Genomic DNA, 20,373 nt, shown 5'->3' with positions numbered 1-20,373 from the left:
TTGGGTGCGTCAAAATAGCTCGGCTGTCATCTGATCAATAATGAACGTGCAGACGGTGCGGACGAAGCGAATGGGCTACAAGATCGGCACACTTAGCCCCAGAGACGTGTTGCGTGCCTATGCACTGATTGAGCGAGCCATGCCGGGAGTCGATCTGGAGCAGTGGACGGCGCTCACGGCCACGACATTGTTGTGCCGCTGCTGGTTCATCGTCAAGGACAGCATGGGCTATATCCGGGGCATCGCCTATGTCGCGGTTAGAGGTGACGGGGACCTGCGACGCCAGGTCGAAGTCCCGCTCTTTGTATCGGTGAGCCTTGTCGACAACAGACAGGTGCTGGGCCTGCTTTTTTCAGCTGTCAGAAATTTTGCGATCAAGGAAAAGTGCCGAACGATCCACATATGGACTGCCCTGCCTCCGGATTGGTCCGTACTGACCGGCTTTCTGGAGCGCGGACCGTGGGACCATGGGCTGATTTGCGGGGTCGATGACGACGTCCCGCTGGATTATCCTATCTTGCCGGTGAAAATGTAGCCCACGCCGCGGATCGCTTTGATGAACTGGGGATGTTTGACATCCGCCTCGATCTTTCGTCGAAGCCTGACAATCTGGGCGTCGATCGTGCGGTCGAACGCCTCAAGCTGTCGGCCGCGTGTCATGTCCATGAGAAAGTCACGCGTCAGCACACGTCCTGCGTGGTTGAGGAACGCTGCGAGCATGTCGAATTCGCCGGTCGTCAGTTCAATTTCGGCCCCAGCAGGATCGAGCAGCTGCCGCCGAGAGATGTTAAGGGCCCAGCCTTCGAAGCGGATAACCTGATCCTCTTCCTGCACAACCCGCGGTGTGGCTGGCTGCCGCCGCCTCAATATGGATTTTAGGCGGGCATGGACTTCTCTCAAATGAAAAGGTTTTGCGATATAATCATCGGCGCCGATCTCGATGCCGATGATGCGATCGACAACGTCGTCGCGGCCCGTCAGCATCATGATCGGCACGTCGGATTTCGCACGGATATCGCGCGCAAGGTCGAGGCCGTCGCGTCCACCCGGAAGCGAGAGATCGAGCAGCACGGCGTCGATACTATTTTGACGCATCGCAACGTTCATCTCGACGCCATCGGGTACGGTCGTAACCCGATAGCCTTCACCTTCGAAATATCGGGAAAGCATCTGGCGGATACGAGGATCGTCATCGACGACGAGGATGTGTGCCGCATGGGCTGGGTCAATAGACATTAAAACTAGCCGGGCTGTTACAAACTGTTACCAATTCGAACCGTCTTTTACGGCTGTAGCATTCGCGTGTTACTGCCGACAGGTCAACTACCCCTATCAAACGACGGGGTTAATACCATGCTTCTCACCAGCTATAATCGCGAACGCACAGCAGCAACTCTTCTTCATGAAGCAGAGCCGGAAACGCTCAATGGCCTGTTCTCGCGGCAGCCGGTCGAGTTTATTCACCCCGGCCAGTCGATCTTCTTCGAGGGCGACGAAGCGAAGCACGTCTTCGAGGTCGTCGAAGGCGCATTGCGCATCTTCCGGATCATTTCGGACGGTCGCCGGGTCATCACCGGTTTTGTTTTCGACGGTGATCTTCTCGGGGTGTCGCTGAAGCGCAATTACCTCTACAGCGCCGAAGCGATTGTCGGGACAAAGGTTCGCCGGCTGACCAGAAAGAATTTCGAAGCAGCCGTACAAGATTCGGAAGAACTGCGCCCGCAGGTGTTCGAACGGGTTTGTGATGAAATGGCCGCTGCCCAGGACCAGATGGTATTGCTTTCGTGCAAGAGCGCTGAGGAACGCCTCTGCACATTCCTGCTGAAGCACCTTCGCAGGGCGGCGGCCAAGAGCGACGTCCAGTCGATGGTGCAGCTGCCGATGACACGCCAGGACATGGCGGACTATCTCGGCCTGACGATCGAGACCGTCTCGCGCACGATCACCAAACTTAGCACCAAGGGTGTTCTGGGCTGCGTGGGCCGTCATTCGGTGAAGGTCATCAAGCCGATGTTGCTTGCACAATTGGCTGGAGACGACGATGAATACGGCTGGGGAGATGCAGGTGCAGCCGAAGATCGGCGCCACCACTAAGCCGCAGCGCAGCCAGGATATTTGATGCCACACAAGATAAGAAACACTCTCACGACCCAGGCTGAACTGGATGCGGTTCTTCACCTTCTGGACGATGCCAATGTCATCGTCCACGGGAGTGACGGTATCATCACCCGGTGGAGCTCGGGCTGTGAGGCGCTCTATGGCTGGTCGCGTGAGGAGGCGGTCGGCCAGTCCGTTCACCAGTTGCTGCAGACGCGCTTTCCCAAGCCGCTCGATGAAATCAGGCAGCAGCTGGCATCGGAGTATTCCTGGCAGGGAGAGCTGGAGCACCGCACACGCGACGGCCTTGCGGTTTTCGTTGCGACCCGTCTGGTTGCTGTCTCGCTGTCGGTCGACGGAGCGCCCATAATCATCCAGACCAACAACGATGTGACCGCGATGAAAAGGGTACAGACCGATCTGGCAGAAAGGGAAGCGCATCTGCGCTCGATCCTCGACACCGTTCCGGAATCCACGATCGTCATCGACGATAGAGGGACGGTCACTTCGTTCAGCGCCGCCGCAGAACGGCTGTTCGGTTACAGCGCTTCGGAAGTCTGTGGCCAGAATGTCAGAATGCTGATGCCCAATCCCGATCGCGATGCTCATGACGGTTACATTTCCAACTATATGGAAACGGGGGAGCGGCGTATCATCGGTTACGGCCGTGTGGTAACCGGGCTTCGCAAGGACGGCACGACCTTCCCGATGGAACTGGCGGTTGGCGAAGCGCGCACTGGCGGCAAGCGCATCTTTACCGGTTTCATCCGCGACCTCACCAGCCGCCAGAAGATCGAGGAGGAGCTTCGCCAATCGCAGAAGATGGAAGCGATCGGCCAGCTGACCGGCGGTCTTGCGCATGACTTCAACAATCTCCTGACAGTCATCAGCGGCAATCTTGAGATGATGGAATACAAGCTCGAAGATCCCAATCTTCGTGTCCTGTTGCAGGAGGCCCAGGCGGCTGCGGATGACGGCGCGAAGCTGACCGGCCAATTGCTGGCCTTCGGGCGACGCCAGCCGCTCAACAACAAGCTGGTGGATGTCGGGCAGCTCGTCTCGAGCTTCTCCGAGCTGATGCGCCGCACGCTGGGCGAGGCGATCGAATTCAGGACGATCATTGCGGGGGCGCCGAACGAGGCGCTTGTCGATGCTTCGCAACTGCAGAACGCCATCCTCAATCTCGTCATCAATGCGCGTGATGCGATGCCGCGTGGCGGCAAGCTGACGGTCGAGATTTCCCGGATCAAGCTCGATGTCGATTATGCGCAGATGTATTCCAACATGCGGACAGGCGAGTTCATTCTGGTTGCCGTTACAGATACCGGGACGGGCATGACGCCGGAGGTGAAGGAAAAAGCCTTCGAGCCGTTCTTCACCACAAAGGGTGTGAGCGCCGGCACGGGGCTTGGCCTCAGCATGGTCTATGGCTTCGTCAAGCAGTCGGGCGGCAATATCCAGCTCTACAGCGAGCCGGGGCAGGGGACGTCGGTTAGGATGTTCCTGCCCGCCGCAAAGAAGAAAGTCGATCGAGAAAATCTTCATGCCGTGGTGCATCAGGCGCAAAGCCCGCTTCCCGGTGGACCGGAGAAAATTCTGGTTGTCGAGGATGATCCGCGAGTGCGCCGTGTCACGGTCTCACGTCTGACGAGCTTCGGCTACGAGGTCATCGAGGCAGAGAACGGCAGTCAGGCGCTTTCCCAGCTCGATCGCCATCAGGATATCGCGCTTCTGTTTACCGACGTGGTGATGCCGGGTGGCATGACGGGTGATGAACTGGCCAACCGCGTCCGCTCGGAAAAGCCGCATATCCCGGTTTTGTTCACCTCGGGTTACGCAGAGCCGGCAATTGCGGGCCGGGAACTTGCTCTGTCGGGAAGCTGGCTGAAGAAGCCCTATACCGCGCGAGAGCTTGCCGTTCGGATCCGCGAGCTACTGGACTGATGATCAGCTGATCGTAAGTTTGCCGGCTCGAGTCCAGTTGATCCGGTTTAGCTGCGTCCGCGGTGGCGATTGAGGCCATTTTTCGGCCATTTTGTGCCTGGCCGCCTTTGTTTCAAAAGGAGACAGGAACAAGCCTTGCTCTTGTGTAAAACCGGCGCAAATTAACGAACCGTTAAGCTGCTGCGCACAAGGTCCCACCCATGACTATGTAGTTTTGGAGTTGGTCATGCGCATCAGTGGCGGCGTTGTGCTTCTTGTTATCCCGATCATCGCGATCCTGCTTTTCGGCGTGTCCGTCTCCTGGACGCGTCTTCAATCGGTCGACCGGACGTTTACAAGTTCGATCGGTCCGCAAAGCGACATGCCGCAGCCGGCGCGGCCTTGAGGGCGGCGTTGTCGATAAGATTTTGTGGGGAAGTGGTGATCCCAGATGGATTCGAACCATCGGCCTCAGGATTAGGAATCCTGCGCTCTATCCTACTGAGCTATGGGACCACTTGCGCTCATCCATACAAAAGCCGTCCGGATTAGCCAAGCCTTTTTCCGGCGATCATTCCGATAGCCGTTTCTCCGCGAGTTTTACCCAATAGGAAATGCCGTAGGCGATCGATTCGTCGTCGAAATCATATTTCGGGTTGTGAAGCGGGGCGGTGTCGCCGTTGCCGATGAAGATGAAGGCGCCGGGGCGCTGTTTCAGCATGAAGGCAAAGTCCTCGCCGGCCATGGTCGGATCGACGTTCGCATTGACATTGGCGGCCCCCACCACGCCGGTCGCCACCTCTATCGCGTGGTCGGTTTCCAGGTCGTGATTGAAGGTGACCGGGCACTGCCGGTAATATTCGATATCTGCCGTTGCGCCATGGGCGCTCACCAGTCCGTCGACGATCTGCTTTATCCGGTTCTGCGCCAGATCGCGTGTATCCTCGCTCAGGGTGCGGACCGTGCCCCTGATCGTTGCCGTGTCGGGGATGATGTTATGGGAGGTTCCGGCGTCGAAACGCGTCACCGAAATCACCACCGACTGGACCGGGTCGGCATTGCGGGCGGCAATTGCCTGCAGGCTGCCGACAAGCTGGGAGCCGATGAAGATCGGGTCGATCGTCTTGTGCGGCTGGGCGGCGTGGCCGCCGCGTCCGGTAATGGTGATGGTGAAGCGGTCGGGGGCTGCCATGATGCCGCCCTTGCGGATGGCGAACTGGCCGACGGGAATTCCCGGCATGTTGTGCATGCCATAGACTTCCTCGATGCCGAAACGGTCCATGAGGCCGTCTTCGACCATCGCCAGCGCACCGGCGCCGCCCTCTTCGGCCGGCTGGAAGATGACGGCAACGCTGCCGTTGAAATTACGGGTCTCGGAGAGATATTTTGCGGCACCCAAAAGCATCGACGTGTGGCCGTCATGGCCGCAGGCATGCATCTTGCCAGGGGTTGTCGAGGCGTAGTCCTTGGCCGTCATTTCCGTCAGCGGAAGAGCATCCATGTCGGCGCGCATGCCGATCGTGCGGCTGCCCTCTCCCTTGCCGCGGATGATGCCGACGACGCCGGTGCGGCCGATGCCGGTTGCGACCTCGTCGACGCCGAATTCGCGCAGCTTTTCCGCCACGAAGGCCGCTGTATTGTAAACATCATAGAGAATTTCGGGATGCTGGTGCAGAAATCGTCGCCAGCCGGTCACTTCGCCCTGAAGCTCGGCTGCGCGGTTCAATATGGGCATAGTATCTCTTTCCTGAACGTCCAGAGCATTTCCGGCGAAGATGCTGGTGCCGTCAATGCTCCTCCTTTCGTTTTCCGCAAGTCGCGGCCGCAAAGCCTACTCGCATTCCTGCCCGATGCGATCCGGCTTCACGTGGTTATGTTCACCCTCCGTCGTGCATAGTGCGCCGGGTGATTGACGTAATCAATCTTCTTTGCCATTGCTTCGACATATAGGCCATCTAATGGCCCTACTCGTTAACATTCGGACGAGGACGATCTTGCCGCACCTAAATATTCGCCACCGCACCGCCAGACGGCTTGCCTGCCTCGTGACGGCATTCGGAGTTCTCGCCTCCGCCAATGCTGCGCTCGCCAACCCGCGCATGATCATCGATGCCAATACGGGCCGCGTGATCGCGCATCAGGATGCTTTCCGGAAATGGTACCCGGCTTCGCTGACAAAGCTGATGACGGCCTATGTCACGTTCCGGGCGCTGAAGAGCGGTCGCCTGTCGCTGGACAGCACGGTGACGATGAGCAAATTCGCCACTGACCAGCCGGCCAGCAAGATGTATTTCCGGCCCGGCTCGCAGCTGACCATGGACAATGCGCTGAAGATCATGCTGGTGAAGTCCGCCAATGATATGGCTGTTGCCGTTGCGGAGACCGTCGGCGGCTCCACCGACCAGTTCGTGGCGATGATGAATGCCGAGGCGCAGCGGCTCGGCATGTCCTCGTCTCATTTCATCAATCCGCACGGATTGCCGGGCAAGGGACAATATACGACGGCCCGTGACCTCGGCATCCTTGCGATGCAGATAAAGCGGGAATTCCCGCAATATTCGACCTATTTCACCATCGAAGGCATCGATACCGGCAAGAAGCAGTATCCGAACTTCAACACGCTGATCGGCCGTTTCGACGGTGCCGACGGGATGAAGACCGGTTTCATCTGTGCGGCCGGTTTCAACCAGGTGTCTTCGGCCACCCGCAACGGGCGCACGGTGATCTCGGTCGTGCTCGGGGCGGACAGCCTTGCGGGCCGTGCAGATGATTCCGCCAATCTGCTGCAGCAGGGCCTGACCACGACGGGCAGTCAGGGCACACCGCTGGCGTCGCTCGCGCCTTACGGCGATACGGCCGTGGTCACCGACCTCACCCAGGACATCTGCAATCCGAAAGCAGCAAAGGTTCGCAGCGAAACGCGCGACGATGCAGGCCGGACGATCATGCACTCGCCCTATCTTCACGAAATGACGCATCCGCCTGCCTATGTGTTTGCCGGCCTGATCCCGGGAACCGAACCGGTCGAAACGAAGATCGGCGAAAAAACCTACGCCAATATCCCGATCCCGGTACCGCGTCCGACATTCTGATTGGAACAGCATATGGCCCTCGGTCAGGACCGCATCCCGGTCTCCATCATCACCGGCTTTCTCGGTGCCGGAAAATCGACCTTGCTCAACAGGATGCTTCGCGATCCTGCGGCCAAGGATATCGCCGTCATCATCAACGAGTTCGGCGAGGTCGGGATCGACAACCTGCTCGTCGAAGCCTCCGGCGATTCGATGATCGAACTGTCGAACGGCTGCCTGTGCTGCACGGTGCGCGGCGAGCTGGTCGATACGCTGGCTTCGATGATGGATGCGATACAGACCGGCCGCACCAAGCCGATCACGCGGGTCGTTATTGAAACCACCGGCCTTGCCGATCCAGCGCCGGTGATGCAGTCGGTAATGGGCAATCCGGTGATCGCCCAGAATTTCGAACTCGAAAGCGTGGTAACGGTCGTTGATGCGGTCAATGGGCTTGCGACGCTTAATGCGCATCCGGAAGCGGTGAAGCAGGTGGCGGTTGCCGACCGGCTAATCGTTTCCAAGCAGACGCTGGCGGATGCCGGACAGCTCTCGGCCTTGCGTGCTCGGCTTGCCTCGCTCAATCCGCGTGCGCCGGTGTCCGATGGTGACGATGCTTCGGTCAGCAGCCTGTCGATGCTGGCAAACGGGCTTTATGATCCATCGTCGAAAATTGCCGATGTGGATCGCTGGTTGCGCGACGAGATAGCTGCCGATCATCACCATGATCACCATGATCACCACGATCATGATGATGAATGCGATTGCGGGCATGCCCATGATCACGGTCATCACCACACACACGACCATGGGCACCACCACCATCATCATGATGTGAGCCGTCATGGCGACGATATAAGGTCGTTTTCGATCGTGCATGACCGGCCGATCGATCCGATGGCGATCGACATGTTCATAGATCTCTTAAGATCCGCCCATGGCGAGAAGCTTCTGCGGATGAAGGCGGTGGTGAAGCTGTCGGACAATCCGGAGCGGCCGCTGGTTCTGCATGGCGTGCAGGCGATCTTCCATCCACCGCAGCGTCTGCCGCGCTGGCCGGACGGTTCCGACCAGAAAACCCGGATGGTGTTGATCACCAAGGGGCTGACGGAGGAATTCGTCGCAGATCTTTTCGCGGCGTTTACCGGCGAGCCGCGGCTCGACCGCCCGGACCGGGCGGCGCTGGAAGACAATCCGCTGGCCGTGCCCGGCTTCAGCCGATAGCAGAAACACCCTTGCGAATGATGAAGCGGTGGCCTTCCGCCGTCTTCTCGCTGTCTAGGAGTTCGTGACCTTCCTGGCTGCAGAAATGCGGGATATCGATGCCTGCGAGCGGATCGGTGGTCTCCACGATGAGACGGTCGCCGTCATAAAGAGCTTTCAGCCTGCGACGGGTCTTCAGCACCGGCAGAGGGCATTTCAGCCCCCTGAGGTCATAGATCACGTCTGTCGGCGAGGTCACTGCTTGTCCCAGAACTTCCAGAAAGGCTTCTTGGCTTCGCTGACCGGTGCCGCGGGCGCTGCATAGGCGAGCGGGTTCATCGGGTTCTGTTCGGGAACCGGAACAGCTGCCGTGCGGCCTTCTGCGGTCTGGATCGTCGGTGCGCCCGTGCTGGCGACGGTTGCACCTGTCGCAGCCGGAATGGCGCCGGTTGCTGCCGGCAGGCGATCCTGCTTCATGCGCTCGGCAACGGTTGCCGGCTGCGGAGCGGCAGAAAGCGAAGCAAGCTGCGTCGATGCAGGCTTCGGCTGGCCGGCAGCCATGCGCTTCTGCATCATTTCCTGGAATTCGGACTGGCTCATCAGCTTGCCGGCTTCGAGCGAGGTTCCGGTCGGCGCGTAGGCAAGTTCGCGGCCCTTGCGCTTTTCAGCAACCACTGCCTTGCGTTCGGCTTCGCTCGGTTCGTACCAGACCTTCTTTCCAAGCTTGTCGACGGCCTTTTCGAAGGCAAGATCGTAGGTCTTGTTGTAGGAGGAAAGAGCTGAAACCAGTGCTGGCGGCGTCGACATGTCCGGGCAGGCAGCGGCTGCGCTGAGCGGGCCCTTGGCCTCCTGGTTGAAGACGTATTTCTTGCCGCAGACCGCCACTTCCGGCGGGCGTTTGGTGACTTCGAAATTGTCGTAGCCGACCTTGACCATCTTCCAGAAGTCGCTGTGCTCGCTATCGCGATGGCGCGCCATGTTTTCCGCCGTCATGCGGAAGGGGAGGGCCTGCAGCTGCACGGAGGTCTGGCCGCCCTTGAAGGCGTCGCGGGCAAAGGCGTAGATTTCGAGGATCTGCTCGTCGGTCATCGAATAACAACCCGACGACGAACAGGCGCCGTGGATCATCAGGTTCGTACCGTTGCGTCCGTTGGCTGCGTCATAGCGGTTCGGGAAGCCGGTGTTGATCGCGAGATAATATTGCGAATTCGGGTTCAGGTGCGCCGGCGTCAGGCTGTAGAAGCCTTCGGGCGCCTGCCGGTCGCCTTCCTTGATCTTCGGGCCGAGCTTTCCCGACCACGCGCAGATGTCGTAGCTCTTGATGATGTCGAAGCGGTTGTCCGCCTTCGCCTTCCAGATCTCCAGCTTACCCTCTTCCTTGAGGATGCGGATCATGATCGGCGAATTGCGCGGCATGTTCTTCGCCTGCATGTCGGCGACGATCTTTGCCGGCAAGGGCTGCTCGACCTTATTCTTGACCTTGGAAATATCGACGCTGGTCGCGGAATCAAGGGTGTCGTTGCAGCCTGTGAGAGCTGTTGCAACCAGAAGAGCGAGGGCGATGTGCTTCAAACGCATCGGAACGGACCACATATCTAGTTCGGCATCAAACCGGGGGCAGAGGCGTGCGATAATAATACGGTAAGCTTTACATTTTCTTAACCGCTCAAAATCGCCTGTCCAGCAAAACCCTCAGCGCACCACTGTTATGATCAATGTGGCCGAAATTGGCAACCTTCCATAAAGAAGGCGGCAATCAGAGGTTCCGGCCGATTTCCAGGAATTTCTGGCGGCGTGCGTTGCGTACTTCTTCGCCCGAGAGCTTCGAAAGGTCTGTCAGAGCCGACGAAATGACCTTGCCGGCTGCATCCATGACCGTCTTCGGCTCGCGATGCGCGCCGCCATTCGGCTCCGGAATGATCTCGTCGATGATGCCGAGGCCCTTCAAGTCCTGCGCGGTGATCTTCATATTGGTGGCCGCTTCGCGGGCGCGGGTCGAATCACGCCAGAGAATTGAGGCTGCACCTTCTGGCGAAATGACCGAATAGATCGAATGTTCGAGCATGTAGACGCGGTTGCCGGTAGCGATCGCGATTGCGCCGCCCGAGCCGCCTTCGCCGATGACGATCGAGATCATCGGAACTTTCAGGCCAAGGCACATTTCCGTCGAACGGGCGATAGCTTCCGCCTGGCCGCGCTCTTCCGCGCCAACGCCCGGATAGGCACCGGCCGTGTCGACAAGGCTGATAACGGGAAGGCCGAAACGGTCGGCCATTTCCATGATACGGATCGCCTTGCGGTATCCTTCGGGACGCGGGCTGCCGAAATTGTGCTTCAGGCGAGTCTTGGTGTCGCTGCCTTTTTCCTGGCCGATCAGGGCGACCGGAATGCCGTTGAAGCGAGCAAGGCCTGCCTGGATGGCGGCGTCCTCGCCGAAATTGCGGTCACCGGCGAGCGGCGTGAACTCGGTGAACAGATGCGCCGCGTAATCGACGAAATGCGGGCGCTGCGGATGACGTGCAACTTGAGTCTTTTCCCAGGCGCCGAGCTTGGAATAGATCTCGCGGGTTGCTTCCTTGACGCGCGCCTCGAGCCTGGTGATTTCGTCCGACGTGTCGATGCTCTCGTCTTCGGTCGCGAGCTTCTTCAGCTCGTGAATCTTGCCCTCGAGGTCCGAGATAGGCTTTTCGAAATCGAGATAAGTCTGCATCAGATCCGGTTTCCCGTTGTTTTCCCATGGGAACGTAGAGCTCCCATTTTTCATTTGGGGCTTCTAATCCCGGTTTTTGGCTTCTTTTGCAAGGGGGTGATGTGTTTCCACCAGTTGACGAAGCCTTTCTTCCAGCACATGCGTATATATCTGAGTGGTCGAAATGTCTGAATGTCCAAGCAGTTCCTGTACCACGCGCAGGTCTGCGCCATGCGCCAAAAGATGGCTGGCAAAGGCGTGGCGCATGACATGCGGCGATATGGACGCGGCCTTTATGCCGGCCCTTGCCGCCAATCCCTTGAGGTCGCGGGCAAAGACCTGGCGCGGTAAGTAACCCGCGCTGCCATGCGAGGGGAACAGCCACGGGCTGGGCTCGCCATCGGTTTCCGCCGCCTTCTTCGCTTCGCCGTAGGATTTCAGTGCTGCGATCGAAGATCGCGACAGCGGAACGAGCCGTTCCTTGTTGCCCTTTCCGCGGATCATCAGAAAACGCCCGTCCTGTTCGAGCACTTTCAGCGGCAAGGAGACGAGTTCGCTGACGCGCATGCCGGTTGCGTAGAGCAGTTCCAGCAGCGCCAGCATGCGCAGGCGGTTGAGGCGATCCTTTGCGGGTTCGGCCGCTTCCAGTGCTGCGCGTTCCAGAAGCCGGGTGACATCCGCCTCGCTCAGGTTTTTCGGCAGGGCGCGCTGTTTCTTCGGTGCATCGAGCACTGCGGTCGGATCGTCGCCGCGCAGGCCTTCGGCGTACAGAAACTTGTAGAACTGGCGCATGGCGGAAAGCCGGCGCGCCTGGGAGGAGGGCGCAAAGGCGCGTTTTCCCAGATTGGCAAGATAGGCTGACAGGTTTTTGCTTTCGGCCAGAAGCGGCGTGGTCTTGTGGGAAATCAGGAAATCATAGAGGTCGTCCAGATCCCGTCGGTAGCTTTGAAGCGTGTTTTCGGCAGCGCCCCGTTCTGCGCTCAGCATTTCCAGAAAAGCTTCTATATGGGCAGCGGACAGATCTCGCATGAGAATGGCCTCGCCTATTGCTGCGCGGGCGGGTTGAGCCGTTCGGAGGGGACCCTGATGGTGATTTCGCGGTCTTTCGGCTCGACCAGCACCACGAGCGCGACCATGCTGCCATAGATCGCGCCGGCAATGGCAGCCAGGATGAACAGGAAGCGGAAGAGAGTGGGCATGAAAAGGCTCCGTATCGTTACGGCGCACTATAGCCCGAATGGTTTACAGATCGACAAGAACTGCATCTGCGGCGTGATCTTGAGGGATCTGGTCGCGTGCGTGGCTTGACGCTGAATGAACATTTGTTGATACCGTTTTTGCGAACGGACGGCATCATGAGTGAAGAACTAACAGTCGAGCGACAGACATTACGGGACCAGGCTCGCGAAGCGCTCGGCGACCGCAACCTGATTTTTGTCGGCCTGATGGGTGCGGGCAAGTCGGTTATCGGCCGGCTGGTCGCCCAGACGCTCGGAATTCCGTTTGTCGATACCGACGCGGAAATCGAGTCCGTTTCCAGGATGACGATCGCGGAACTGTTTTCACAATATGGTGAGACGGAGTTCCGGGCGCTGGAAACGCGGGTGGTTGAACGGCTGCTGAAACAGGGGCCGCGGGTCGTATCCACAGGCGGTGGCGCCTTCATCAATGAAGCGACCCGCGCCCAGATCAAACAGGGCGGCCTGTCGATCTGGCTGAATGCCGATCTCGATACATTGTGGGACCGGGTGAGCCGGCGAGACCACCGTCCGCTGCTTAAAACCGAAAATCCAAGACAGACGCTGGAGAACCTGATGATCCAGCGTTACCCGATTTATGCCGAGGCCGATCTGACGGTGATGTCGGTGAATATTCGCAAGGAATTGATGGCCAACGCGGTTCTGGAGGCAATTACCGGTTTGGCTCAATCCGGTGTGGTCCAGTCCGATCCGGCCCAACAAGGTGATACAGAATGACAGTGCAGTCCCGATCCCCCGAACGCCTTGTGCATGTGCCGCTCGGAGACCGGGCCTACGATATCCTGATCGGTCCGGGATTGCTGGCCCGTGCCGGCGGCGAGATCACCTCGCGGCTCAAGGGACGCAAGGCTGCGATCATCACCGACGAACATGTCGCCCCGCTCTATCTCGAAGCCCTGATGGATGCGCTGCAGACCGACGGTATCGAAGCCGTGTCGCTGACGCTGCCTGCCGGGGAGAAGACCAAGAGCTTCGATCATCTGGCAACCGTCTGCGACATGGTGCTCGCGGCCCGCATCGAGCGCAATGACGCGGTGATCGCGCTCGGCGGCGGCGTGATCGGCGACCTTGCCGGTTTTGCAGCCGGTATCGTGCGCCGCGGCGTGCGCTTTGTGCAGATCCCGACCTCTCTTCTGTCGCAGGTCGACAGTTCCGTTGGCGGCAAGACCGGCGTCAACTCGCGCCATGGCAAGAACCTGCTCGGTGTATTCCACCAGCCGGATCTGGTTCTGGCCGATACATCCATTCTCGATACGCTGTCGCCGCGCGAATTCCGCGCCGGTTATGCGGAAGTTGCGAAATACGGGCTGATCGACAACCCGGCCTTTTTCGAATGGCTGGAAAAGAACTGGAAACAAGTGTTCGAGGGCGGCCCGGAGCGGATCGAGGCAATTGCCGTCAGCTGCCAGTCGAAGGCCGATGTCGTTGTCGAGGACGAACGCGAGATGGGCCGTCGCGCGCTGCTCAATCTCGGCCATACATTCGGGCATGCGCTGGAAGCGGCCACGCAGTATGACAGCGCAAGGCTGGTGCATGGCGAAGGTGTGGCGATCGGCATGGTTCTGGCGCATGAATTCTCCACCCGCCTCAATCTCGCAAGCCCGGATGACGCAAAGCGCGTCGAGGCGCATCTGAAGGCTGTCGGCCTGCCGACCAGGATGAGTGAGATTCCGGGTGATCTGCCGGGTGCGGACGTGCTTCTCGGTGCGATCATGCAGGATAAGAAGGTGAAGGGCGGCAAGCTGACCTTCATCCTTACCCGCGGCATCGGCCAGTCGTTTGTCGCTGACGATGTTCCATCTTCGGAAGTCCTGAGCTTCCTGAAAGAAAAGCTCGCAAAATGACAGCGTCAGGCGGCCTCCTTTCGCGCAGCATAAACGCGGTCATCCGTGGGCTGATGCGTGCGACCGGGACGTCGCTCAACGGCCAAACGCTGACACTCTGTGGTCATGACGAACTGCATGCCGCGCTCGATGCCATGCATCGGGAGGGCAATTTCGGCGCCGAGGACCGCGACCGGCTGAGCGAATTGTTCGATCTTACCGAACTTGAAGTTTCCGACGTGATGCGCCACCGCATGGCCATGGTCGCCGTCAATGCGGATGACCCGGCGGACGTAATCGTGCGCACGGTGCTCGAAAGCCCCTATACCCGCATGCCGGTGTGGCGCAATTCGACGGAAAACATCATCGGCGTGGTGCATGCCAAGGACCTGCTGCGCGCGCTCCTGGAGCCGGATACGACGCCTGCCGATGTCGATATTTTGAAAATCATGCAGAAGCCGTGGTTCGTGCCCGACAGCACCAGCCTCAAGGACCAGCTTGCGGCCTTCCTGAAGCGAAAGGTGCATTTCGCCGTCGTCGTCGACGAATATGGCGAGGTGCAGGGCATCGTCACGCTGGAAGACATCATGGAAGAGATCGTCGGCGACATTGCCGATGAACACGATGTCGAGATCCAGGGCGTGCGCAAGGAAGCCAACGGTTCGATTGTGGTCGAAGGCTCGGTGCCGATCCGCGACCTCAACCGCGCGCTCGGGTGGGATTTGCCGGATGGCGATGCGACGACGATCGCGGGCCTCGTCATCAACTCATCCATGCTCATTCCCGAAGAACGGCAGGCGTTTACCTTCTACGGCAAGCGCTTCATCGTGATGAAGCGGGAGAAGAACCGGATCACCCGGCTGAGGATCAGGCCGGCGGACGATGCGGTGCCGGTCGCGGAGTAGTCCGGCTCGGGCGGCGTGTGCAATGCCGACAAATGATCACAAAAGCTTAGCTCAATCTTTAGTTTTGTAACCTAACGCCGGCACTACCGTATGTTTAAGGTATTGCCATGAGTATCGTGACATTGGAGCAGGTAGAGGCCCAGATCGCGCATCGTTTCGCGCTTCTGCGTTTCGAGCCGGAAATCGAATTGCTGTTCAGGCAGGATTATGTCGCGGAGCGCAATCGCCTCATCGGCATCTGGGCCGTGATCGGTCTTTTTATCTATGATCTGGTCTATTTCGGCGATCGGGCCATGATCCCCGACGTATTGACCGAAGTGACGGCGCTCAGACTTCTCGTGTTCACGCCCGCCGTCATCGCATGTGCTCTCGTGGTGCGCCGTTGGCCGAGTTCACGTCTTTATGATGCCTTGAGCGTGCTTGTTGCCGTGCTCGGCGTCAGCCTGCCGATGGCGGCTGCTGTCGGTAGCCAGAGTTCCTATCTTCTGATCTATCAGAACTACAATGCCGCGGCGTTCCTGTTTTTCGTTATCGCCCTGCGGCCCCTGTTTCCCGCCATGTTGGCAGGGCTGGTGCTGATGTGTGTCTCGCATCTTTCCGCGGCCTATCTGACGGGCGCGTTCGACGCCGTTACCTTTGGCGGCATCGTCACGTTTTACCTGATGCTGTCGATATTCCTTGCCGCTGCCGCCTATTTTCTGGAGCGCACTGACCGACGCAATTTTCTTAACCAGTTGCGTGCCGCACTTCTGTATCGACAGCTGGAGGTAAACTCCGAGCGAGACGAGCTGACCGGGCTTTTGAACCGCCGATCGCTGGCGCGTATCGGGCGTGAGAGCTGGAGCGCGGAAGCGGAGACGCCGGTCGTTTCCGCCATCCTGCTCGACATCGACCACTTCAAGCGATTCAACGATCTCTACGGCCATATCGATGGAGATGCCTGCATCCGCACGGTTTCGCAGCACATCTGTGCGACCGTGGGCAAGGCGAATTGCGTCTTCCGTTTTGGTGGAGAAGAGATACTGGTCCTATTGCCGGGTCAGACGTCTCTGCAGGCTCTGGCGACGGCTGAAAAGATCCGCAGAGCGGTTGAGGGGCTTGCTATCCCACATGGCAAGTCGGATCATGGTGTCGTGACCGCAAGTCTAGGCGTCGCTTCGGCCATGCCTGCGCAGATGGCGATCGAAAAGCTTCTCCAGCGAGCCGATGAAGCGCTTTACGAGGCCAAACACCGCGGACGCAATACGGTGGTTATCGCCGAAGAGCCACAGATCGCAGCCTAAATCAGATACTACATCACGTCTTTTGGAGCTTCAGGGTCGTCTCAGGAGAAATCGATGCGGGCCTGTTCGCGATCCCGGCTCTTGGCCTTTGCCCAGCCAATCCCCATCTAGACCCCATCACCAGCGTGTCGGTTCTCCCGGCGCTGCGGCTTCCACCGCGAGCGCGTGAAGACCGGCGTCCAGTTCAGGTTTCAAAAGAGCGTTGACCGCCCGGTGCCGGTCGATCCGGCTCATGCCCGAAAATGCCGCTGCGACGATACGCACCCGCATATGTGTTTCGCCATCTCCATCCATGCCCGGCTGGTGGCCGGCGTGTTGATGGCTCTCGTTGATCACATCGAGCCTTTCGGGTGCGAGATTATCGCGAAGCGCAGCTTCGATACGGGATTTGACAGACATGTTTAAGCTCCGGTGGTCGGCGCAAGAGGGTGATCCAGAAACCAGCAACAAACCGCTTTGTCAATTCTTGTTTGGCCTCGTTTTGGGCCCCATAATGTGTGCCTCATGAAACTCGACTCCAAATATTTCGACCGGATCCGGACGCGCCGGAAAAGGCAGCAAGATGCCCCGCCGCAAGCGCCGACCTGCCAATGGGACGGATGCGACAGGCCGGGTGTGCACAAGGCACCGGTCGGGCGCAATGCCGAAGGCCAGTTCTTCATCTTCTGCTTCGAGCATGTGAAGGAATACAACAAGGGCTACAATTATTTCTCCGGCCTGTCGGATGGCGAGATCGCGCGTTACCAGAAGGAAGCGATTACCGGCCACCGCCCGACATGGAAGGTCGGCGTCAACAAGGACGCCAAGGACACACCCATCCATTCGTCTGCACGATCGGGTTCCGCCTATACGCAGCAGCGTTTCAAGGATCCGTTCGGCTTCGTCGCGCAGGCGCGCGCTGGCGGCGGCGGGCGATATGAAACGCAGGGGCGAAAGCTGAAGACGCTGGAGGCCAAGGCCTTCAATACAATGGAGCTTGGCGCCAACGCCACGTCGAGCGAGATCAAGACCCGCTACAAGGAGCTGGTGAAAAAGCACCATCCGGACGCCAATGGTGGCGACCGCGGGTCGGAGGAACGTTTTCGTGCTGTGGTGCAAGCATATCAGTTGTTGAAGCAGGCGGGTTTCTGCTAAGCCTCAAAAATCAAGGCAGCGAGGATGACGGCCGGGCGGTTGCCCGTGCCCTGGAGTTATGATGAGCAAGATTGACTTGGATATTACAAACCTCCCCGACACCACTGTTTCCGTTCGGGAAGTATTCGGCATCGACACGGATCTGAGGGTTCCGGCCTACAGCAGCGGCGACCCCTATGTTCCGGACCTCGACCCGGACTACCTCTTCGATCGCGACACGACGCTCGCCATTCTTGCAGGTTTTGCCCATAACCGACGCGTGATGGTCTCCGGCTTCCACGGTACGGGTAAATCGACCCATATCGAGCAGGTTGCGGCCCGCCTCAACTGGCCGTGCGTGCGTATCAATCTCGACAGCCATGTCAGCCGTATCGATCTCGTCGGCAAGGACGCGATCGTTCTGAAGGACGGCAAGCAGATCACCGAATTCAAGGACGGCATCCTGCCCTGGGCCTACCAGCACAATGTCGCGCTCGTGTTCGACGAATACGATGCCGGTCGCCCGGACGTGATGTTCGTCATCCAGCGCGTTCTGGAAAGCTCCGGCCGCCTGACGCTGCTCGACCAGAGCCGCGTCATCCGTCCTCACCCCGCCTTCCGCATTTTTGCGACTGCCAACACCGTTGGCCTCGGTGATACGACCGGCCTCTATCATGGCACGCAGCAGATCAACCAGGCGCAGATGGACCGCTGGTCTATCGTCACGACGTTGAACTACCTGCCGCATGAGAAGGAAGTCGATATCGTCGCCGCCAAGGTGAAGTCTTTCGGCGCCACCAAGGAAGGCCGCGAGACGGTTTCCAAGATGGTTCGCGTTGCCGATCTCACCCGTTCGGCCTTCATCAACGGCGACCTGTCGACCGTGATGAGCCCGCGTACCGTCATCACCTGGGCTGAAAATGCCGAGATCTTCGGTGACGTGGCATTCGCCTTCCGCATTACCTTCCTCAACAAGTGCGATGAACTGGAGCGGACCCTGGTGGCCGAACAGTACCAGCGCGCCTTCGGCGTCGAGCTGAAGGAAAGCGCCGCCAACATCGTTCTGGGAGCATAACGCAGAGGAAGCGAAGCCTATGGCAGGTCGCGGAGACAATTCCAAAGGCAAGCCCGCCGGTCCGGTCGATACCGAACCGATGCGGCGGGCGATAACCGGCTGCGTGCGGTCGATTGCCGGTAGCCAGGAGGTGGAGGTTTCCTTCGCCAATGAGCGTCCGGGGCTGGCCGGCGAGCGCATTCGCTTGCCGGAAATTTCCAAGCGACCGACGGCGCATGAACTTGCGGTGACGCGTGGCCTTGGCGATTCCATGGCCTTGCGCATCGCCTGCCATGATAGCAATGTCCACGCGACGCTTTCGCCGCAAGGGTCGGATGCCCGTGCGATTTTCGATGCCGTCGAGCAGGCGCGCGTCGAATCGATCGGTGCGCTGCGCATGGCCGGTGTCGCCGCCAACCTCAATTCGATGCAGGAAGAGAAATACGCCAAGGCGAATTTTTCCGGTATCGAGCGTCAGGAAGAAGCGCCGATCGGCGAGGCGGTCGCCATGCTGGTGCGCGAAAAGCTGACTGGCCAGAAGCCACCGGAAAGCGCCGGCAAGGTGCTGGACCTCTGGCGCCCATTCATCGAGCAGAACACGTCTGCCGATCTCGATAATCTGAAGAATGTGATCGAGGACCAGCAGGCTTTCGCCAAGGTTGTTCGCCACATGCTTTCCTCCATGCAGATGGCCGAGGATCTCGACGGCGACGAGCAGGAGCCGGAAGAGATCGAGAACCAGTCGGAAGAGGATCAGCCGAGCAGCGGCGAGACCGAAAACGAAGAGGTTGAAGAAGAAGCCGGATCCGATGCCGCCCCTGCCGAGCAGAGCGAAGCGGCTGACGAGGAGATGGACGAAGGCGAGATGGACGGCGCGGAGATGTCGGACGACGAAATGTCCGACGAAGCCGACGACCATTCCGAAACGCCCGGCGAAACCCGCCGGCCGAACAGCCCGTTCGACGATTTCAACGAGAAGGTGGATTATCACATCTTCACGCAGGAATTCGACGAGGAGATCACGGCCGAAGAGCTTTGCGACGAGGCGGAACTCGATCGTTTGCGCGCTTTCCTCGACAAGCAGCTAGCGCATCTTCAAGGTGCGGTCGGTCGCCTGGCAAACCGACTGCAGCGCCGCCTGATGGCGCAGCAGAACCGCTCTTGGGATTTCGATCTGGAAGAGGGCTATCTCGATCCGGCCCGTCTTGTGCGCCTGATCATCGACCCGATGCAGCCGCTTTCCTTCAAGAAGGAGCGCGACACGCAGTTCCGCGATACTGTTGTCACTCTGGTGATCGACAATTCCGGCTCGATGCGTGGGCGGCCGATCACGGTTGCGGCGTCCTGCGCCGATATTCTGGCGCGGACGCTGGAGCGTTGCGGCGTCAAGGTCGAGATTTTGGGCTTTACCACCAAGGCGTGGAAGGGCGGCCAGAGCCGCGAGAACTGGCTGGCCAGCGGCAAGCCCGCCTCGCCGGGACGTCTCAACGACCTGCGTCACATCATCTACAAATCGGCTGATGCGCCGTGGCGCCGTTCGCGCCGCAATCTCGGCCTGATGATGCGTGAGGGTCTGCTCAAGGAAAACATCGACGGCGAAGCCTTGATGTGGGCGCATCAGCGCCTGATCAACCGGCCGGAACAGCGCAAGATCCTGATGATGATCTCGGACGGTGCGCCGGTCGACGATTCTACGCTGTCGGTCAATCCGGGCAATTATCTGGAGCGGCATCTGCGCGCCGTCATCGAACAGGTCGAAACCAAGTCTCCGGTGGAGCTGCTGGCGATCGGTATCGGCCATGATGTGACGCGCTATTATCGCAATGCCGTGACGATCGTCGATGCCGACGAGCTTGCCGGTGCGATGACCGAGCAGCTGGCGGAACTGTTTGCCGACAAGTCGGCGGGTGGCCGCCCGGCTCGTGGCGGCCGTATGCGCCGGGCTGGCTGACC

20 protein-coding genes, 1 tRNA gene and 1 pseudogene are annotated in these 20,373 nt (G+C 59.4%); 13 read left to right on the top strand and 9 right to left on the bottom strand.

Going from position 1 to position 20,373, the window contains the following annotated elements:
- Positions 1-70 precede the first annotated feature (70 nt).
- Positions 71-535 carry a hypothetical protein gene (locus GGE33_RS22615; RefSeq protein WP_183828317.1) on the top strand — a complete coding sequence of 155 codons (465 nt, stop codon included), beginning with the start codon at positions 71-73 and terminating at the stop codon, positions 533-535.
- Here GGE33_RS22615 and GGE33_RS22610 read toward each other — a convergent pair.
- On the bottom strand, positions 508-1,236 hold the full coding sequence (locus tag GGE33_RS22610; protein ID WP_148148196.1) for a response regulator: 729 nt from the start codon (positions 1,234-1,236) through the stop codon (positions 508-510). The genes GGE33_RS22615 and GGE33_RS22610 overlap by 28 nt on opposite strands.
- Before the next feature lie 117 nt (positions 1,237-1,353).
- Between GGE33_RS22610 and GGE33_RS22605 the strand changes: the two genes are divergently transcribed.
- The 3 genes from GGE33_RS22605 (at position 1,354) to GGE33_RS22595 (ending at position 4,426) form a co-directional block, all read left to right on the top strand.
- Complete coding sequence (locus tag GGE33_RS22605; RefSeq protein ID WP_148148197.1) at positions 1,354-2,094, top strand: helix-turn-helix domain-containing protein; 741 nt, start codon at positions 1,354-1,356, stop codon at positions 2,092-2,094.
- Between the two features lie 24 nt (positions 2,095-2,118).
- Entirely contained in the window at positions 2,119-4,041 is a 1,923-nt protein-coding gene (locus tag GGE33_RS22600) for a hybrid sensor histidine kinase/response regulator (protein ID WP_183828314.1), read from the top strand.
- 226 nt (positions 4,042-4,267) lie between these two features.
- Positions 4,268-4,426, top strand: coding sequence for a hypothetical protein (locus GGE33_RS22595; RefSeq protein ID WP_183686332.1), 159 nt, complete (start codon positions 4,268-4,270; stop codon positions 4,424-4,426).
- Between the two features lie 33 nt (positions 4,427-4,459).
- Here the strand turns inward: GGE33_RS22595 and GGE33_RS22590 are convergent.
- Positions 4,460-4,536, bottom strand: a tRNA-Arg gene (locus tag GGE33_RS22590).
- 55 nt (positions 4,537-4,591) lie between these two features.
- Positions 4,592-5,755: a M20 aminoacylase family protein gene (locus tag GGE33_RS22585; RefSeq protein WP_183828311.1), complete on the bottom strand. Its 1,164-nt coding sequence runs from the start codon at positions 5,753-5,755 to the stop codon at positions 4,592-4,594.
- Positions 5,756-6,014: 259 nt separating this feature from the next.
- On the opposite strand from GGE33_RS22585, the gene GGE33_RS22580 reads away from it, so the two are divergent.
- Together GGE33_RS22580 and GGE33_RS22575 are read left to right on the top strand one after the other, a co-directional pair.
- Positions 6,015-7,112 carry a D-alanyl-D-alanine carboxypeptidase family protein gene (locus GGE33_RS22580; RefSeq protein ID WP_281388871.1) on the top strand — a complete coding sequence of 366 codons (1,098 nt, stop codon included), beginning with the start codon at positions 6,015-6,017 and terminating at the stop codon, positions 7,110-7,112.
- Between the two features lie 12 nt (positions 7,113-7,124).
- The gene (locus tag GGE33_RS22575) at positions 7,125-8,315 is read left to right on the top strand and encodes a CobW family GTP-binding protein (RefSeq protein WP_183828305.1); all 1,191 of its coding nucleotides are present in this window, start codon (positions 7,125-7,127) and stop codon (positions 8,313-8,315) included.
- Here the strand turns inward: GGE33_RS22575 and GGE33_RS22570 are convergent.
- From GGE33_RS22570 to GGE33_RS22550, 5 genes are all read right to left on the bottom strand, one after another.
- Complete coding sequence (locus tag GGE33_RS22570) at positions 8,305-8,553, bottom strand: sulfurtransferase TusA family protein (protein WP_183828303.1); 249 nt, start codon at positions 8,551-8,553, stop codon at positions 8,305-8,307. The genes GGE33_RS22575 and GGE33_RS22570 overlap by 11 nt on opposite strands.
- Complete coding sequence (locus tag GGE33_RS22565; protein ID WP_183828299.1) at positions 8,550-9,872, bottom strand: L,D-transpeptidase family protein; 1,323 nt, start codon at positions 9,870-9,872, stop codon at positions 8,550-8,552. The genes GGE33_RS22570 and GGE33_RS22565 overlap by 4 nt, the downstream gene beginning before the upstream one ends.
- 178 nt (positions 9,873-10,050) lie before the next feature.
- Positions 10,051-11,004, bottom strand: coding sequence for an acetyl-CoA carboxylase carboxyltransferase subunit alpha (locus tag GGE33_RS22560; RefSeq protein WP_183828296.1), 954 nt, complete (start codon positions 11,002-11,004; stop codon positions 10,051-10,053).
- 63 nt (positions 11,005-11,067) lie between these two features.
- Complete coding sequence (gene xerD, locus GGE33_RS22555) at positions 11,068-12,012, bottom strand: site-specific tyrosine recombinase XerD (protein ID WP_183828293.1); 945 nt, start codon at positions 12,010-12,012, stop codon at positions 11,068-11,070.
- A 14-nt stretch (positions 12,013-12,026) separates the two neighbouring features.
- Complete coding sequence (locus GGE33_RS22550; protein WP_183828289.1) at positions 12,027-12,182, bottom strand: hypothetical protein; 156 nt, start codon at positions 12,180-12,182, stop codon at positions 12,027-12,029.
- A gap of 156 nt (positions 12,183-12,338) precedes the next feature.
- Between GGE33_RS22550 and GGE33_RS22545 the strand changes: the two genes are divergently transcribed.
- The 4 genes and pseudogenes from GGE33_RS22545 (at position 12,339) to GGE33_RS22530 (ending at position 16,253) form a co-directional block, all read left to right on the top strand.
- The gene (locus tag GGE33_RS22545; RefSeq protein WP_148148205.1) at positions 12,339-12,959 is read left to right on the top strand and encodes a shikimate kinase; all 621 of its coding nucleotides are present in this window, start codon (positions 12,339-12,341) and stop codon (positions 12,957-12,959) included.
- Positions 12,956-14,086 carry a 3-dehydroquinate synthase gene (gene aroB / locus GGE33_RS22540; protein WP_183828286.1) on the top strand — a complete coding sequence of 377 codons (1,131 nt, stop codon included), beginning with the start codon at positions 12,956-12,958 and terminating at the stop codon, positions 14,084-14,086. Before GGE33_RS22545 ends, aroB begins: the two co-directional genes overlap by 4 nt.
- 11 nt (positions 14,087-14,097) lie before the next feature.
- Positions 14,098-14,970: pseudogene (locus GGE33_RS22535) on the top strand (CBS domain-containing protein); the annotation flags it as partial.
- 107 nt (positions 14,971-15,077) lie between these two features.
- A complete protein-coding gene (locus tag GGE33_RS22530) occupies positions 15,078-16,253 on the top strand; it encodes a GGDEF domain-containing protein (protein WP_183828278.1) in 1,176 nt (391 codons plus the stop codon).
- Positions 16,254-16,370: 117 nt separating this feature from the next.
- Here GGE33_RS22530 and GGE33_RS22525 read toward each other — a convergent pair whose 3' ends face one another.
- Complete coding sequence (locus tag GGE33_RS22525) at positions 16,371-16,652, bottom strand: BolA family protein (protein ID WP_183828275.1); 282 nt, start codon at positions 16,650-16,652, stop codon at positions 16,371-16,373.
- A 105-nt stretch (positions 16,653-16,757) separates the two neighbouring features.
- Here GGE33_RS22525 and GGE33_RS22520 point away from each other — a divergent pair, with 105 nt between their 5' ends.
- The 3 genes from GGE33_RS22520 to cobT all read left to right on the top strand — a co-directional run bounded on the left by GGE33_RS22520 (position 16,758) and on the right by cobT (position 20,371).
- Complete coding sequence (locus GGE33_RS22520; protein WP_183828272.1) at positions 16,758-17,387, top strand: J domain-containing protein; 630 nt, start codon at positions 16,758-16,760, stop codon at positions 17,385-17,387.
- Positions 17,388-17,448: 61 nt separating this feature from the next.
- The gene (gene cobS, locus GGE33_RS22515; RefSeq protein WP_183828269.1) at positions 17,449-18,441 is read left to right on the top strand and encodes a cobaltochelatase subunit CobS; all 993 of its coding nucleotides are present in this window, start codon (positions 17,449-17,451) and stop codon (positions 18,439-18,441) included.
- A 19-nt stretch (positions 18,442-18,460) separates the two neighbouring features.
- Positions 18,461-20,371, top strand: a complete 1,911-nt coding sequence (gene cobT / locus GGE33_RS22510; RefSeq protein ID WP_183828265.1) for a cobaltochelatase subunit CobT — start codon at positions 18,461-18,463, stop codon at positions 20,369-20,371.
- Positions 20,372-20,373 lie beyond the last annotated feature (2 nt).

It is taken from the genome of Aliirhizobium cellulosilyticum (assembly GCF_014198105.1).
Taxonomy (GTDB): Bacteria; Pseudomonadota; Alphaproteobacteria; order Rhizobiales; family Rhizobiaceae; genus Neorhizobium; species Neorhizobium cellulosilyticum.
The sequence above is the reverse complement of the archived record's forward strand: the minus strand, read 5'-3'. Positions and strand labels throughout refer to the sequence as shown.